Genomic DNA, 16957 nt, shown 5'->3' on the forward strand with positions numbered 1-16957 from the left:
CCGCTGTTCCCCAACCCCGCCCAGGACCAGTGGCGTTGGCCGGTAGCGGCCCGGGTGGAGCCGCGCTCCCCCGGCTCGTCCGAGAAGGTCGTGCGGGTGCTGCTGTGGGTGCGCACGACCGGGCAGGCGCCGTGGATCTACGGCGTGCCGACCGCCACCGAGGTCGCCACGCTGTCGCTGCCCGGCCTGCGGGTCGAGTCGGTGGCGAAGGTGCTCGACCAGAGCCTGGTCCCCGATCCCTCCCACCGGATCCTGTTCGGCACGACCCTCGTCGAGCAGGGCCCGTGGACGTACGTGTTCGGCGGCGACGACGGTCGGGCCGTCTCCCGGCCGTCGTCCTCGGCGTACGTGGCCCGGGTGCCGAAGGGCCGGCTCGGTCAGGCCTCGGCCTGGCGGTACTGGGACGGGGCCGGCTGGGGCACGGTGCCGAAACCGCTGGCGGGTGCCCAGGTGGGCAGCGCGTTCTCAGTCGTGCGCACGGGCGGTACGTACGTCCTGTTCACGATGGCCGCGGGTGCCGCCGGGCTGACCGGCGTGACCTCCTACTGGGCCTGCTCCCCCACCGGCCCCTGGCACGGTCCGGCGAAGGACTTCAGCCCCTCTCTGCCGGCGTCCGGGGTGGCCGCGTACAACCCGCAGGTCCACCCGGCCGTGTCCGACGGCGCCGGCGACGGACGGCTGGTGCTCAGCTACGACGTCAACTGGCTGGAGACGACGGGGGCTTCGGCGAGTATCAACGCGAACGTGTCCCTGTACCGACCGCGGTTCGTGACGGTCCGGCTGACCCGGACGCGGTGACCTCGCCCTCGCCCTCGGTTTCGGCGGCCTCGGGATCGTGCGAGCGGCGCTTGGCGATCACCGCGCACACCATCAGCTGCATCTGGTGGAAGAGCATCAGCGGCAGCACCGCCAGCGAGGCGTGCGCCCCGAACAGCACGCTGGCCATGGGCAGTCCGGAGGCGAGGGACTTCTTTGAGCCGGCGAACTGGATCGCGATGCGGTCCTCCCGGTCGAAGCGCAGCGCCCTGCCGCCGTACCAGGTGAGGATCAGCATCACGGCGAGCAGCACCGCCTCGACGACCAGCAGACCCCCCAGCCGGAGAGGGCTGACCTGGTGCCAGATGCCCTGGACCATGCCCTCGCTGAACGCGGTGTAGACGACGAGCAGGATCGAGCCCCGGTCGACCAGGCCGAGCACCTTCTTGTGCCGGGCGACGAAGCCGCCCGCCCGTCGCCCATCACCACCCTGTTCGACGCGCTTCGCGCGGCCCCTTTTGACTCCGCAGCGCCGCAGCAGCTGCCCGGCGACGAACGGCACCAGCAGCTGCAGCACGATCTGGACGAGCGAGTCGGCCGAGAACCCTCCGGCGCTGCTGCCGAGCAGGGCGGCGGCGAGCAGCGGGGTGACGACGATGCCGACCAGGGAGGAGAAGGAGCCGGCGCAGATCGCGGCGGGCACGTTGCCGCGGGCGATGGAGGTGAAGGCGATCGAGGACTGGATGGTCGAGGGGACCAGGGTGAGGAAGAGCAGGCCCTGGTAGAGCGGGTGGGTCAGGAGGACCGGGACCAGACCGCGGGCGGCGAGACCGAGCAACGGGAAGATCACGAACGTACAGGCGAGGACCGTGCCGTGCAGCCGCCAGTGCCTGAGCCCGTCCAGCGCCTCACGGGTGGACAGCCGGACGCCGTAGAGGAAGAAGAGGAAGGCGATCGCGGCCGTGGAGGCGCCCGAGGCCACGTCGGCGGCCGTCCCGCGGGCCGGTACCAGGGCCGCGAGGCCCACCGTGCCGAGCAGCAGCAGGATGTACGGGTCGATCGGCATCCAACTCGGCCATCGCAGGCGTTTCACGGTGCTCCACTTGCTTGTCGCTGTAGGCGTCTTCCGGTGCTCTGTCCGGGGCACGGAGTACCCCCGTTCATCGTCCTCCTCCCCCGGCCGATCGGGAATCCGTCATACCGCTCTGACTGTCATCACCGATCACGATGACCGGCTACCGTTGTCCCCATGTACGACCCCTCCCACCTGCGTACCTTCCTGGCGGTCGCGCAGACCCTGAGTTTCACGCAGGCCGCGCGCCGGCTGGGGCTGCGGCAGTCGACGGTGAGCCAGCACGTGCGGCGGCTCGAGGACGCGACCGGGCGGCAGCTGTTCTCGCGCGACACGCACTCCGTGGAGCTGACGGAGGACGGCGAGGCGATGCTGGGCTTCGCCCGGCGGATCCTGGAGGTCCACGAGCAGGCGACGGCCTTCTTCACCGGGACGCGGCTGCGCGGCCGGCTCCGCTTCGGCGCCTCGGAGGACTTCGTCCTCACCCGTCTCCCGGAGATCCTGGAGGGCTTCAGGCACGACCACCCCGAGGTGGACCTGGAGCTGACCGTCGAGCTCTCAGGCACCCTCCACGAACAGCTGGAGGCGGGCCGGCTCGACCTGGTCCTCGCCAAGCGCCGCCCCGAGGACCCGCGCGGCGAGCTGGTCTGGCACGACGAACTGGTCTGGATCGGCGCGGAACGGCTCCGCCTCGACCCGGACCGCCCGGTGCCGCTGATCGTCTTCCCGCCGCCGGGCATCACCCGGGCGGTCGCCTTCGAGTCCCTGGAGCGTCAGGGCCGGCCCTGGCGCATCGCCTGCACCAGCGGCAGTCTGAGCGCGCTGATCGCGGCGGCCCGCGCGGGCCTCGGCGTCATGGCCCACTCCCGCGGCCTCGTCCCCCCGGGCCTGGTCCGCCTCCCCGACCGCTTCGGCCTGCCCGAACTCGGCCGCGTCGACTTCGTCCTGGATCACGGCGCCCGCCGCACCTCCGCCCAGAGCGCGGCGGACGCGCTGGCGTCGAGGATCCTGGCGGGCGGGGTCCGGCTGCAGCGCGGGCGCGGTGGTTAGCGCGGCCTCGGCCGGTACGTCAGCTGTTTGACGCTGCGCAGGTACGGCGTCACCTCCACATGCTGGACGCCCTCCAGATGGCCGAGGGGGCCGCTGACGTAGTCGTACAGGTCGGAGGTGTTCCTGACCACCACCGTGGCGGTGACGTTGGTGGGACCCGCGGTCGCGGAGACGTGGGCGATCGGGGCGTGATCGGCGAGCGCCCGGCCGACGGAGTGGAGTGCCGTGGGGGCGACGGTGAGCCAGAGGGCGGCCATCAACGGGTGGCCGACGATCTCGGGATCGAACTCGGAGTCGATGAAGATCGCCCCGGACGCGATCAGAGTGGCCAGGCGTCGTTTGACCGCGGACTCCGAACGGCCGGTGGCGCGCTGGAGCTCGGGGTAGGTGGCACGGCCGTCGCGTTCGAGGACGGCGAGCAGCGGCTCGTCCTCGGGGTCGATGCGGGCGGGGCCCGGCTCGGGGACGGGATCGGGGCTGAGGGCCTCGATCTGGTCAGGGGCGAGTGCCGAGAACTTCTGCAGCCAGCCCTGCGGGCCGCCGAAGAAGCGGTGCAGCTTCTGGTACGCGCGGATCTCCAGCAGCCTCGGGGTGCGCGGGAGTTTGCCCAACAGGAGGTCGTCGCGGTCGCCGGCGTTGCGCGGCCTGGTGCCGAGGACAAGCTCGGTGCCGCCGGAGGCAAGCCCGATCCAGCTGGTGTCGGGCCGTTTGGCGAGCGCCTCCGCGATGGTCTGGGCGCTGTCGGGGACGCAGCGCAGCCGCAGCGTCCAGTGGTCCAGGCCGAGCGCGTCGCTGTCCAGGACCGCGACGACGCGCAGGCCGCCCTCGGCGCACAGCCGCCGGTAGCGGCGTGCGACGGTCTGGTCGGAGACCCCGAGCACGGCACCGATCCGGCTGAAGGAGGCCCTGCCGTTGATCTCCAGCGCGCTCAGCAGTTGCAGGTCCAGCTTGTCGAAGACATCGGATTCCATCTCCATCCAGCGCACTCCTGTCGGATTCCGTCGCCAGGTGCCTGGCTTCCGTTGCGATCCGCCGCTCACCGTCCATCGTACGGAGAGAGGCATCCGAGGTACACGAAGCACTGGAGTTGAGGACATGCGTACATGGGGGCCGCTCACGGCGGTGTGCCTGGGCACGTTCATGTTGTTGCTGGACGTGACCATCGCGGTGGTCGCGTTGCCGGACATGGCGAGATCGCTGCACGCGTCGCTGAGCGATCTGCAGTGGGTGATGGACGGCTACGCGCTGGCGCTGGCCGCGCTGTTGCTCGGGACGGGCGCCGCGGCCGACATCCTGGGCCGGCGGCGGGTGCACGTGGTGGGCGTGGTGGTGTTCGCGATGGCCTCGCTGCTGTGCGGTCTTTCGGGCGGGCCGGCGATGCTGATCGCCTCGCGCGCGCTGCAGGGTCTCGGCGGGGCGGCCGTGCTCGCGACCACACTGCCACTGCTGGGCTCCGTCTACCAGGGCAGACAGCGGTCGGTGGCGCTCGGTGTGTGGGGCGCGGTCAGCGGCGCGGCGGCCGCGGTGGGGCCGGTGCTCGGCGGGGTGCTGACGGACGGGCCCGGCTGGCGGTGGATCTTCTACGTCAATCTGCCGGTGAGCGTGGCCGCGGTGTGGCTGACGCTGAGGGTCGTACCGGAGTCGCACGGCTCGCGTGAACGGCGCGTCGACTGGGCGGGCACGGTGACCTTCGCGGCCTTCGCGGGCGGGCTGACGTACGGGGCGGTGCGGGCCGGGGAGCACGGCTGGGGCGACACGGGCACCCTCGTGACGTTCGCGGCGGCCGTGGTGGCGCTGGTGCTGTTCGTCGCGGTGGAGCGGAGCGGCGCCGACCCGCTGCTCGATCCGCGGCTGTTCCTGAACCCCCGGTTCTCGGTCGTGATGGTGGGCGCGCTCGCCTTCAACGCGGGGGCGTTCGGCCTCATGGCGTACGACTCGATATGGATGCAGTCGCTGCTCGGGATGAGCCCGGTGCGCGGTGGGCTGGTCTTCCTGTGGATGTCGCTGGCGGCGTTCGTGGTCGCGGCGGCCGGCGGGCCGCTGCTGCACGGGGTGCCGGCACGCATCACGGTCGGCGGCGGTCTGCTGCTGGTCGGCTCGGGGCAGTTCTGCATGACGGTGCTGGACGCGGCGTCGACGGCGTCCGCGCTGGTGCCGGGGCTGATCCTGGTGGGTGTCGGCACGGGCCTGGTCGCGCCCGGCATCGCGGGCGCCGCGCTCGCCGCCGTACCGCACGACCGGGCCGGCATGGCGGGCGGCGCGGTCAACACCTTCCGGCAGCTCGGCCTCGCGCTCGGCATCGCCGTGTACGGCACCGTGGTGACCTCGCGGATGCAGGACACGCTGCCGCGCGAGGCGGCGCACGCGCTGGCGGGCGGAGCGGCCGGGGCGCTGCGCGGGTCCTTCTCGGAGCACGCGTTGCGCTCGGCGTTCGCCGGGGGTCTGAACTCCGCGGCCGTGGTGGCCGGTCTCACCGCCACGGTGGCCGGAGCACTCGTTCTCGCCCTGGTCCGGCCCCCTCGTCCGGGCCGCGCCGGAGTGACGGATTCCGCCCCGGAGACGCTGAAAGAAGAGACGGCGACGCACCGCGGATGACGCCATTGACCTGCGGTCAAAGCCGGTAGGCAGGTCGTACAGATTCGGTGGAGATTAAGAGCCGGATACTTACTCAACCGTCAGTTTTCTGTCCGACCCTTCCTGATGTGAGCGTATTTTCCGCCCGGTGGCCGGGGTGTACGTGAGGGTTGTTCGGATTCGGCGCCCCTCCCGCCCCGCCGCCGGGTGGGGTAGCTTTCACGGCGCTTGCGAAGTCTCGAACACGGCGCCGAGGGGAGCGGGGAGTGGGTTTGCGCGAGTTCACCAACCCTCCGTTGGCGTTGGCGCCCCCCGTGGGGGGTCTGGCCGACGTCGTCTTCGAGCGCGCCCAGCAGGACCCGCTGCACATCGCGCTCGGCCGCAAGGACGACCAGGGGCGGTGGCGCGACGTGACCTCGGCGGAGTTCCGGGACGAGGTCCTGGCGCTCGCCAAAGGGCTGCTCGCCCGGGGCATCCGGTTCGGCGACCGGGTCGCGATCATGTCGCGCACCCGTTACGAGTGGACCCTTTTCGACTTCGCGCTGTGGACGATCGGCGCCCAGGTGGTGCCGATCTACCCCACGTCCTCCGCCGAGCAGTGCTTCTGGATGCTGTACGACTCCGAGTGCTCGGCGGCGATCGTGGAGCACGAGGACCACGCGATGACGATCGCCACCGTCATCGACCGGCTGCCGCGGCTGCACCAGCTGTGGCAGCTGGACACCAACGCCGTGCAGGAGCTGTACGACGCGGGCGCGCACATCGAGGACGACGTGGTGCACCGCCACCGGCAGGCCGTCACCCCCGAGTCGACCGCGACGATCATCTACACCTCCGGCACCACCGGCCGCCCCAAGGGCTGTGTGATCACCCACGGCAATTTCATGTACGAGGCGGACACCGTCGTCGAGCGGTGGGAGCCGGTGTTCCACTCCAAGAAGGGCGACGAGGCGGCCACGCTCCTCTTCCTGCCGCTCGCGCACGTCTTCGGCCGCATGGTCGAGGTCGCGGCGATCCGCGGCGGGGTCCGCTTCGGCCACCAGCCGCAGCTCAACGCCGCCGCCCTGCTGCCCGACCTGCAGGCGTTCAGGCCGACCTTCATCCTCGCGGTGCCGTACATCTTCGAGAAGGTGTTCAACTCGGCCCGGCGCAAGGCGGAGAAGGAGGGCAAGGCGGGGCCGTTCGAGAAGGCGGTCGACATCGCGGTGAAGTACGCCGACGCCGTCGAGGCGAAGGCCTGGGGCATCGGACCGGGTCCCTCGGCGGGCCTCAGGATGCAGCACCAGCTCTTCGACAAGCTCGTCTACTCCAAGGTGCGGGCCGCGATGGGCGGCCGCATCCGCAACGCCATGTCCGGCGGTTCGGCGATGGACCGGCGGCTCGGCCTGTTCTTCGCGGGCGCGGGCGTGCCGGTCTACGAGGGCTACGGCCTGACCGAGTCGACGGCCGCCGCGACCGCCAACCCGCCCGACCGCACCCGCTACGGAACGGTCGGCCAGCCCATCCCCGGCATGACCGTGCACATCGCCGACGACGGCGAGATCTGGCTGCACGGCGCGAACATCTTCCAGGGCTACCTCAACAACCAGAAGGCCACCGACGAGACCCTGCACGACGGCTGGCTCGCCACCGGCGACCTGGGCTCCCTGGACGACGACGGCTACCTCACCATCACCGGCCGCAAGAAGGAGATCCTGGTGACCTCCGGCGGCAAGAGCGTCTCCCCCGGGGTGCTGGAGGAGCGGGTGCGTGACCATCCGCTGGTCAGCCAGTGCATCGTCGTCGGCAACGACCGGCCGTACATCGCCGCGCTCGTCACCCTCGACCACGAGGCCGTGGAGCACTGGCTGACGATGCGCGGCAAGCCCCAGATGCCGCCGCAGCAGCTGGTGCGCGACCCGGACCTGGAGACCGAGGTGCGCCGGGCGGTGGTCGCCGCCAACACCCTGGTCTCACAGGCCGAGTCGATCCGTACCTTCCGTATCCTCGCGCAGCCCTTCACCGAGGAGCACGGTCTGCTGACCCCCTCGCTGAAGCTGAAGCGCAAGGCCATCGAGAACGCCTACGCAAACGAGGTCGAGGCGCTCTACCAGGCGTGACTAGCTGATGCTCACCCGGAAGATCTTGTCCGACCCGTCGGGCTGGTTGCCGTTGTTGTCGCTGTTGGTGGTCGACAGCCACAGCTGGTCGGCGCCGGGAACCTTGGTGACCGTCCGCAGCCGGCCGTAGGTGCCCACGTAGTACGCGGTCGGCGTGCCCACGCTCTCGTTGTCGCCGTTGATCGGGATCCGCCACAGCCGTTCGCCGCGCAGGGACGCCATGTAGACGACGTTGCGCACGATGGCGATGCCGCTCGGGGACGCCTCCGAGACGTTCCAGGTGGCCTTGGGGTTGGTCATCCCGGAGACGCTGCAGTTGCCCTCGCAGGTCGGCCAGCCGTAGTTGGCGCCCGGCTTGATCAGGTTCAGCTCGTCCTTGGAGCTGTTGCCGAACTCCGCCTCCCACAACCGGCCGTTGCGGTCGAAGGCGAGGCCCTGCGGGTTGCGGTGGCCGAGGCTGTAGACGTAGTTGCCGAACGGGTTGCCGGGGGCGGGTTTCCCGTCGGTCGTCATGCGCAGGATCTTGCCGTTGAGGGAGTTCTTGTCCTGTGCCAGGTCGGGCGTCTGGGCCTCTCCGGTGGAGACGTAGAGATAGCCGTCGGGGCCGAAGAGGAGCCGTCCGCCGTTGTGGTAGCGGTTCTTCTTGATGCCCTGGAGCAGGATCTTGTAGTCGCTGAGCTTGGTGCCGTCGTACGTCATGCGCACGACCCGGTTGCCCTCGGAGGCGGTGTGCATGAAGTAGACGTAGTGGTTGCTGTCCCACTTGGGGTCGACGGCGACGCCGAGCAGTCCGCCCTCGCCGTTGGTGGTGACGGCGTTCGGGACGGTGCCGACCTGGGTCTTCGTGCCGTCCTTGGTGACCTTCCAGACCTTGAAGTCGTCCCGCTCGGTGACCAGGGCGGTCTTGCCGTCGGGCATCCAGTAGGTGCCCCAGGGGATGGTCCAGCCGGTGGAGAGCGTGGTGATCGAGGACGGGACGCCGCCGTCGGTCGCGCATGCCTTCGTGGTGAAGGTGACGGTGTTGCTGGCCTCGGAGACGTTGCCGGCGGCGTCCCGGGCGACGACGTTCAGGCTGTAGGGGCTGTTGCAGGCGAGCCCGGTGAGCGTGGTCGACGTGCCGCTGGTGACGGTGTCGTAGACGGTGGTGTCGCTGCGCACGTCGTAGGCGACGACCGCCTTGTCGTCACTGGAGGCGCCCCACTTGAGGTCGGCGCTGTTCGCGGTGACATTGCTCGCGGACAGCGTGCCCGGCTTGCTCGGCGGGGTGGTGTCGGAGCTGGGCCTGGTGGTGCAGTCGACGACCGGGCTGGCGGGCGAGGTGTTGCCGGCCGCGTCGCGGGCGATCACCGTGAGGTTGTAGTCGGTGTTGGGGGTGAGCCCGGTCAGCGCCTTTGAGGTCGAACTCCCCGGCGCCTCACTGATCTTGTTGCCGTGCTCGTAGATGTCGTACGCGCTCACCCCCACGTTGTCCGTGGACGCCCCCCACGCCAGGGTGAGGGAGTCCTCGCCGATGTCCGAGCAGCTGGGCTGTCCGGGACGGGTCGGGGCCTGGGTGTCGGCGGCCGCGTCGAGGCTGATCCGGTCGAGGTTGGGGCCGCCGTTGGCTGTGGTGGCGGTGGCCCGGATCTTGTCGGTGCCCGCGGTCAGCGGGACGTTGACGGTCTTGGTGACCCAGGTGTTCCAGTCTGCGGTGGCCGGGAAGGACACCCCGGAGGCGACGACCGTGCCGCCCACGGAGATGTCCATCGGCCGGTCGGTGGAGGTGCCGTTGGCGTAGCGCAGGGTGAGGGCGGAGGTGCCGGCGGAGGCCGCGCTCACCGTGAACTCCACGTAGGAGCCCTTGACGTTGGTGTAGTCGACGAAGCCGGTGCCGGTGTACCCGGTGTGGTTGGTGGCCACGGTGCCCTGCGAGATCTGGGCGTCCTCGGCCTGGTAGTCGGTGGCGGCCAGCGCGGTGCCCTGGCCGAGTCCGGCGAGCGGCAGCGCCAGGGCCGCCGCGACGCCGTAGGGCAGAACTCTTGTGATGTTCACGGATGTTCCCCTCAGCCCGTGTACTGGGTGAAGACCTTGAGGTAGTCGTACGGCTGCTGCGACACGCCGCTGCAGGCGTCGCCGTCGGTGCCCGAGCCGCAGGCCCGGTCGCGGTTGACGGCCCAGTAGGTGAGCCGTCCGATGTGGTGCTGCTGGGCGTAGGCGAGCATGGTCTTGAAGTCGGCCACCCGCACGCGCTCACCGGAGTCGTCGGTCTTGCCGTTCATCGACGACAGCCCGATGTGGGTGTAGGCGGTGGCGTCGCTGTAGCCGTACGCCGACTTCACCCGGGCCTTGAGCCCTTCCATGGCCTTGGTGGTGAGGCTGCCCATGTTCGTGGTGCCGCCGCCGAAGTCGAACGGCATGATGCACCAGACGTCGTTCGCCAGACCGGAGTCGGCGGCCCGCTTGATCATGTCGACGCCGGTGGAGTCGGGGCCGGAGGAGGTGGTGCCGAAGGTGATGACGGTCTTCAGGCCCGGGTTGTTCGCCTTCACCGTCTTCAGCGCGTCGACCACCCGCTGCCGCACGGTCGCGTTGGACCACTCGGTGTTCTCGATGTCGATGTCGAGCGCCTTCAGCTTGTAGGCGTTGATCACCTTCTGGTAGGCGCCGGCGAGCGCGGAGGCGCTGGAGCACTTCTCGCCGAGCTTGTTCCCGCTCCAGCCGCCGACGGAGACGACGACGTCACCGCCCGCGCCTCTGATCGCGTTGATCGTGGACTGGTCGCTGCCCCCGGTCAGCGGGCGGGAGCCGTCCCACTTCGGGTTGCAGGTGCCGTCGGAGAGGATGAAGGCGAGGGTGAACCACTTGACGCCGGTCGCGGACATCACCGACGTGGGGCTTTGGGGGTTGCCCCAGCCGAGGTACTCGTAGGGGGCCACGGCGAACCCGGGCGAAGCGGCCGCCGCCTTCAGGGAGTTGACGGGCTTGACCCGGATGAGCCGGGTCTCTCCCGGACGCAGGGTCGCGCTGTAGGAGTCGGCGATCACGCCCTTGTGGGATCCGGACCAGAGGTCGGTCACGTCACCCGAGCCGCTGAAGCCGACCTGCGACCAGTTCACGCTCACCGTCGTGTTGCCCGAGGTCCCGGTGTTGAACAGGGCCACGACGTACTGTCCGTCGCTCTCCTTCTTGCTCCAGACCTGTTTGACACCGCTGTTCACGATCCGCTTCGCGGCGACGCCGTCCTGGTCGACCCCGATCAGCCGGTCGTTGGTCAGCATCGCCTTGTCGACGGAGTCGAGTCGGGTGAGGTCGGTGCCGAGCAGCAGCGGGGACGCCGCCATCGACCACAGCGTGAAGTGCGAGCGGCGCTGGTCGGCCGTCAGACCCACCTGGTCGCCGTTGCCGATCTCCAGCGAGTCCAGGTCGTTCCAGCCGCCGGGGCCGGCGTAGGGCTGCCAGGAGGCGGCCGAGTCGAAGCGCTTGGAGACGTGGGACCAGTCGGTCAGCGGATAGCCGCTGCCGTTGCTCCCCGGCCCGCAGTAGCACTCGACGTCACCCTGGGTGCGCCAACTGTTGGCCAGTTTCCGCCAGGTGGAGGCGTCGGCGATGGGCAGGTTGTTGGACAGCGCGAAGTTGATGGGTCGTCCGCTGGCCCGCAGCGCCTTGTCCCAGGCCTGGACGTCGGGGATGTCGGCGCTGCCCACCCCGTCGATCTTCAGGTAGTCGACACCCCAGGACGCGAACTGCTTGGCCCAGGAGTCGACGAACTCCTGCGCGCCCGGCTTGGAGTAGTCGATGTAGTACATGTTCTTGCAGTTGTAGTTCTTCTCGGTCCTGGACGTGTCCGCGATGTCCTTCGCGTGGTACGAGGTCCCCTCGATCGGCGTGTTCTTGGTGACGGCGTTCTTCGCGATGCCGGGCGTGACGTAGAAGCCGAACTTCAGGCCCTTGGAGTGGACGTAGTCGGCCACCGACTTGATGCCGTCCGGGAACTTGGCGGTGTCGACGGCCCAGCGACCGTAGCCGTCCACGGTGAAGCCGTTGCTGTCGCACTTCTGCCAGAAGTCGTCGAGATTGACGTAGACGAAGCCGTGGTCCTTCAGACCACTGGAGACCAGCGCGTCGGCCTGCGCCTTGATCTTCGCCTCGGTCGGCGTGCGGCGCACGAAGCTCCAACTGGACCAGCCCATGGCGGGCCGGACGGACTGGCCGTTGTCGGAGGCGGCCGCCGGGTGGGCGGTGCCCACGAGCGGCACCGCCGCGGCGAGCAGCAGGCCCGCCGCCGCGGCCGTGAGCGATCTGACACGGATCATGACTGTCCCCCGTTCGCGGGTGTGGCGTACGACGTCCCGATCCACGCCTCGTCGACCCGCAGTCGCTTGTAGCGGGTGCTGTCGCTGGAGGCGGCCCAGGTGGTGTCGACCTCGAGCCGGACGTAGCGGGCGCCCGCGGCGGTCAGGTCGATGCCCTGGATGCCGCGGCGGCTGGGGAGCTGGCCGGACTTGACCGCGCTGCCCCAGGTCGAGCCGTCGTTGCTGAGGAACACCTTGTAGTCCTTGATCCGCGCCGACTGCTCGGTGCTCGAACGGGCGTAGGCCACGGAGTCCTCACGCTGGTTGAGCCCGATGTACTGCACCTTCTTGGCCGAGCCGAGGTCGAAGGTGAGGTTCACCGGCAGCGTCTTGTTGTTGTCCCAGTAGGTGAGGTAGTCGCCGTCCCCGGCCGCCGACGCGGCGTGTCCGCTCGCGGAGGCGCTCGCGCTGACCTTGACGCCGGTGAGGATGCCCTGACGGCCGGCCGTCGTGACCTTGAAGACCGTGTCGTACGGGTCCCAGGTGCCGAGCCCGCTCAGGGTGAGCACACCGCCGGACTGCGACCACGAAACCGCCGCTCCCGTGCGGAGGTTGGTGACGGAGGCGACGCGGTAGCCGTTGTCCCGCACGCGCAGGGTGCTGGTGCTGGGCGGGGTCAGGACGTGGATGTACTGCCGGTTCGCGTCGGTCTTGGCGATGGTCGTCACCCCGTACGCGCCGTCGTTCCAGGCACCCGGCTTGAGGCCGCCGTACATGTAGCCGCCGCCCTCGGTGCCGTGCAGGGACTCCCAGATGGGGTCGAGGTAGGAGTCGGCGAAGGTGTTGAAGGATGCCTGGTTCGCCGGGAACTTGCCGTTGACCTGGGCCGTCTCGGCCATCAGCGCCTTCACCGAGGAGCCGGCGTTGGTGATGAGGCGGCCGAGGGTGAGCGCGCGGTCGACGGAGGGGTTGGAGCCGTCGTACCACCAGGCACCGGTCGACGGGAGCTTGAAGTCGGCCTCCGTCAGGCGGGGTTGGGCGGTGTAGACGGCCTGCGGGTAGTCGTAGGCCGGGGTCATGCCCGTCTTCTGCTCATTGCTGATCATGTCCATGATCGGCGTGTCTTCGTTGTTGTTGCTGAGCGTGTAGTTCGGGCGCTTGTCGTAGATCTGCTGGTAGAGGTTGTGGCTCTCCCAGTAGGAGTTGTCGTTGTCGATCCAGAAGCCGCCGAGGTCGGGGTAGCGGTCCATGACCTCGAAGAAGTTGTCGTAACTGAACTGCCCGAAGCCGGCGTTGGTCGTCAGGTCGACGTTCTTGCCCTTGTAGGCGGAGTACGCGGACGAGTCGAGCCACTCGTGGCCGCCCTCGTCGTGCCACTGGGGGTCGTTGGTCATGTAGAGGATGACCTTCATGCCCTTGGCCTTGGCGGCCGTGATCAGCTCGCCGAGGAAGTCCCGCTTGGTGGAGCAGGACCCGGGGATCTTCGACGGCCAGGGGCGGGCGTAGCCGAGGCGGCTGTGGAAGGTGGCGAGGACCAGGTACTGGGTGTGCAGCTTCTGCGCCTCGTTCACCCAGTAGTCGGGGCTCCAGCCCCCGCTCGTGACGTCGTTCTCCCAGGCGGTGCAGCTGGTGTGGGCCGGTGCGGTGCGCAGGCCCCAGTGCAGGAACAGACCGCCGACGGAGTTGCGGAGGAAGTCCTGGCGGGGGTTCTCGAGGTCGAGCGGCTTCACCGCCGTACTGCTGCCGCAGTCCTGGCTGCCCGAGACGCGCAGGGCGCCGCCCGAGGTGTTGTGACTGTCCGTCAGGCATCCGCCGGTGACGTTCTGGAAGCCCACGTCGAAGGGCGAGTTGCTGCCCTTCTGCGCGGTGAACCGGGTGAGCCGGATGCCGCTGGCCGCGTTGGCGATGAACGCGGGCCGGCCGTCGTTCGAGGCGAACTTGACCGAGCTGTCGGTGAACTGCACGTTGTCGGCGTTGTGCAGGTACCAGCCGTAGGCGGGGCGGGTGCCGATGCTCTTGGGGTTGTAGTCGGTCGAGTCGTTGCTGGGCACGCCGGTGGACATGGTGCCGTTGCCGCCGGGGACCGTGATGTTGACGTCGGTGAAGGTCACGCCGTTGATGCGGTGCCCGGACTCGCCCCACAGGGTCGGGCTGAAGGACGGGCTGTTGCCGGTCGCCGTGATGTTGTCGTACGTGACGTTGCTGATGGAACCGACACCGGGACTGTTGCCGCACCGTTTGCGGGTGCCGATCTTCTGCATGATCGGCGAGTGCACGTTGGTCATCGTGATGTCGCGGTAGTGGACGTCGGAGATCTTCGAGCCGTCCATCGAGACCATGCCCAGGCCGGACTTGTCGGCGCCGTCGATGCGGATGTTCTCGAACTGGTAGTCCGAGAAGTCGCCGCAGGTCTCGGAGCCGAACATCAGGGCGTTGCAGCACTTGGCCCCGAGGGTCGAATCACTCACCCGCACATGCCCGTTGGGCAGCTTGGCGCCGAGCGCGTAGTCGCTCTTGAAGACCAGGGCGTCGTCGTTGGCGTGAATGGTGGCGTTGGTGATCGTCGCGTTGGTGGTGGAGATGACGTTCCAGCCGTCGCGGTCGCTCGCGGTGTCGATGGTCAGGTGGTCGGAGGTCACGTTGGTGCAGCCGTTGATGAGGGCCGCGAAGTGACCGCCCCGGCGCAGGGTGAGACCGTCGCCGATCCTGAGCCCGTCGCACCGGGTCAGCGAGATGATCTTGTCGGCCTCTCCGGACTTCGGGTTGCCGGTGATCAGGTTGCCGGCGCCGTCGATGACGCCCTGGCCCACGAAGCCGATGTCGGTCAGCTTGTCGCCGTAGATCATCGCGTCGTGGAAGTGGCTGTGGCCGTAGTCCTGGTAGTCGTCGTAGGGGTTGGACTCGGCCTTGTCGTAGGTGTCGGCGCTGGAGCCCTGGAGAGTGGCGCCCTTGTCGAGCTGGAGCGTCACATGGCTCTTCATGTGGAGGGTGTTCTTGGACTTGTAGGTGCCGGAGGGGAAGCGGACGGTGCCGCCGCCGGCCGCGTTCGCGGCCGTGATCGCCTTGTCGATGGCCGCGCTGTCGTTGCTGGAGCCGTCGCCCTTGGCGCCGTAGTCGCGCACGTTGTACTCGGCGGCGGCGCGCGGGGCGCCGGCCGGGGCGGCGAGGGCCGCGGGGTGGGTGAGGCCGAGGACCACGGCCACCACGAAGAGGATGACGGCCGCCGCTCGGCGGCCGGGACCGGTGGGGGGTTTCATGTGACGGCTCCTCACACGAGTTGGTAGCCGCGGAGGTTGGTGAGCAGGAGATAGGTGTCCTGCAGGGACCCGGAGGTGTCGCCGAGGGAGCGGTAGATGCCCCACTTCGGGCGCACGCGGTCGGCCAGGAAGGTGTCGACGCCGGTCTTCGACTTGTCGATGACGGTCGTGCCGCCGGACTTGAGGATCCAGCGGACGGAACCGGCCGAGCCGTTGCCGACCTTGATCTGGAAGTCGACGTCGGTCCAGCTGTCGTGCAGCGGGTCGAGGTCCGTGCGGCCGATGAGGGTGCCGGAGATGGGCAGGGTCAGCTCGATGGTCTGCTTGCCGCTCACCCGGCGCAGCGACTGCGTGACGATCGGGGAGGAACCGGCGCCGGGCTGCTTCATCTGCATGATGTGGGTGAAGGTGGTGGTCGCCTTCAGCGAGCTCGGGATGTACATCGAGTAGGTGACCCGCCAGGTCTGGCCCTCGTTCCACTTGAGGTAGCTGCTGGAACTCGTGCGCAGACCCGTGACCTCCTGGCGCTGGCGGTCCGTCGAGGTGTCCCGGTCCACCATGTGCATGTTGAAGCGCCAGTTGTTGCCGGTGGCGAAGATGTGCGGATGCCCGGCGGGGTGCGAGTCGGCGCGGTCGTCCTCGATCGTCTCGAAGGCGCGCAGGCCGTCGCCGCTCGCGGAAGGAGCCCACTTCTGCTGCCAGGAGGCGGCGTGGGCGGTGGCGGGCAGCCCCAGCGTCGCCCCGGCCGCCCCCGCGACCGCCGCACCCAGCAGCGCCCTTCTGGACGTGCTCATGACACTAATCACCTCGCAGTTGTTCGTTCATGATCAGGAAGGCGCCCAGACCGTGGAAGTCGTTGGTGGCCCGGTCACGTGCGATGTAGTACGCGTAGTCGCCGACGTTGGTGCCGATGGAGATGTCGGCGAGGTTGGTGCGGCCGTCGGAGCCGACCGAGAGCTTCGCCAGCACGCCCTGGTAGCCGCGCTGCGCGACGGCGGCGTAGTGCGGGTCGAGGTAGCCCTGCTGGACACCCCGGGAGAGGGCGTAGGTGAACATGCTGGAGCAGGAGGTCTCGGTCCAGTCGTCGGACCGGCTGCCCTTGTCCATCACCTGGAACCAGCGCCCGGTCGCCGGGTCCTGGTACTTCTCCAGCCCCGCGGCCAGCTTGCGGAAGATGGTGAGCAGTTGGGGACGGCGGGGCTGGTTCGCCGGAACGGCGTCGAGGACGCCCACGATCGCCATGGAGTACCAGCCGACGGCCCGGCACCAGTGCTCGGGGGCGAGCCCGGTCTGCGGATCGGCCCAACTCGCGCTCTTGGACTCGTCGTAGGCGTGCTTGAGCAGCCCGTTCGCGACCTGCAGATGACTGCCGTAGACGTACAGCTGCTTGGCCGCCTCGTCGTCGGTGTACGCGCTGTCGCCGAACTCCTTGCCGTACTCGACGAGGAACGGGTTCACCATGTAGACGCCGTCCGCCCAGAGTTGATGGGCCCGGCTGGAGGTGTTCGCGTGCCAGAAACCGCCGTCGGCGGTGCGCGGGTAGGTCTTCAGGCGGTCGCGGATCTTCTTGGCCGCCTTGCGGTAGCGGTCCTGCCCGGTCTCGTGGTGCAGGATCACCAGGAGCCGGCCGGCCTGCATGCTGTCCAGGTTGTTGAAGGACTGGTCGATGGAGCCGTCGCTCTTCACGAACCGGTCGACGTAGCTCTTGATGTAGGTGAGGTAGCGGGCGTCGTGGGTGCGCCGGTAGGTGAGGTACTGGCCGTAGAGGTAGAGGCCGACGGGGTAGGACCAGCCGCCGATGGTGCTCGGCGTGTAGCGGGCCATGGTGGAGTCGACGACGGCCGTCGACCAGTCGGGGGCGGCGGCCGGGCGGAGGGC

General features: G+C 69.3%; 11 protein-coding genes. 4 read left to right on the forward strand and 7 right to left on the reverse strand.

What is annotated here, in order from left to right; translation table 11 throughout:
* Positions 1-798: DUF4185 domain-containing protein (locus tag GRC12_RS29265; protein ID WP_208782411.1), on the forward strand; the 798-nt coding region annotated here is incomplete at its 5' end.
* Here GRC12_RS29265 and GRC12_RS29270 read toward each other — a convergent pair.
* Positions 734-1849, reverse strand: a complete 1116-nt coding sequence (locus GRC12_RS29270) for a bile acid:sodium symporter family protein (protein ID WP_208782414.1) — start codon at positions 1847-1849, stop codon at positions 734-736. The two genes, GRC12_RS29265 and GRC12_RS29270, sit on opposite strands and share 65 nt — an antisense overlap.
* Positions 1850-2005: 156 nt before the next feature.
* On the opposite strand from GRC12_RS29270, the gene GRC12_RS29275 reads away from it, so the two are divergent.
* Complete coding sequence (locus GRC12_RS29275; protein WP_208782416.1) at positions 2006-2878, forward strand: LysR substrate-binding domain-containing protein; 873 nt, start codon at positions 2006-2008, stop codon at positions 2876-2878.
* Here GRC12_RS29275 and GRC12_RS29280 read toward each other — a convergent pair.
* Positions 2875-3855: an Lrp/AsnC family transcriptional regulator gene (locus GRC12_RS29280; RefSeq protein ID WP_208782419.1), complete on the reverse strand. Its 981-nt coding sequence runs from the start codon at positions 3853-3855 to the stop codon at positions 2875-2877. The genes GRC12_RS29275 and GRC12_RS29280 overlap by 4 nt on opposite strands.
* 118 nt (positions 3856-3973) lie before the next feature.
* Between GRC12_RS29280 and GRC12_RS29285 the strand changes: the two genes are divergently transcribed.
* A complete protein-coding gene (locus GRC12_RS29285; RefSeq protein WP_208782421.1) occupies positions 3974-5473 on the forward strand; it encodes an MFS transporter in 1500 nt (499 codons plus the stop codon).
* 251 nt (positions 5474-5724) lie between these two features.
* Positions 5725-7551, forward strand: a complete 1827-nt coding sequence (locus tag GRC12_RS29290; RefSeq protein WP_208782435.1) for an AMP-dependent synthetase/ligase — start codon at positions 5725-5727, stop codon at positions 7549-7551.
* Here GRC12_RS29290 and GRC12_RS29295 read toward each other — a convergent pair whose 3' ends face one another.
* The 5 genes from GRC12_RS29295 to GRC12_RS29315 form a co-directional block, all read right to left on the reverse strand.
* Positions 7552-9582 (reverse strand): PQQ-dependent sugar dehydrogenase, encoded by a 2031-nt coding sequence (locus GRC12_RS29295; RefSeq protein WP_208782423.1) that lies wholly within the window; start codon positions 9580-9582, stop codon positions 7552-7554.
* 11 nt (positions 9583-9593) lie between these two features.
* Positions 9594-11843, reverse strand: coding sequence for an alpha-galactosidase (locus GRC12_RS29300; RefSeq protein ID WP_208782425.1), 2250 nt, complete (start codon positions 11841-11843; stop codon positions 9594-9596).
* Positions 11840-15079 carry a glycosyl hydrolase family 28 protein gene (locus GRC12_RS29305; RefSeq protein ID WP_208782427.1) on the reverse strand — a complete coding sequence of 1080 codons (3240 nt, stop codon included), beginning with the start codon at positions 15077-15079 and terminating at the stop codon, positions 11840-11842. Before GRC12_RS29305 ends, GRC12_RS29300 begins: the two co-directional genes overlap by 4 nt.
* Before the next feature lie 11 nt (positions 15080-15090).
* The gene (locus tag GRC12_RS29310) at positions 15091-15873 is read right to left on the reverse strand and encodes a heparin lyase I family protein (protein ID WP_208782429.1); all 783 of its coding nucleotides are present in this window, start codon (positions 15871-15873) and stop codon (positions 15091-15093) included.
* A gap of 4 nt (positions 15874-15877) precedes the next feature.
* Positions 15878-16957: glycoside hydrolase family 88/105 protein (locus GRC12_RS29315; protein ID WP_208782433.1), on the reverse strand; the 1080-nt coding region annotated here is incomplete at its 5' end.

Source organism: Streptomyces griseorubiginosus, assembly GCF_017614965.1.
Lineage (GTDB): Bacteria > Actinomycetota > Actinomycetes > Streptomycetales > Streptomycetaceae > Streptomyces > Streptomyces griseorubiginosus_B.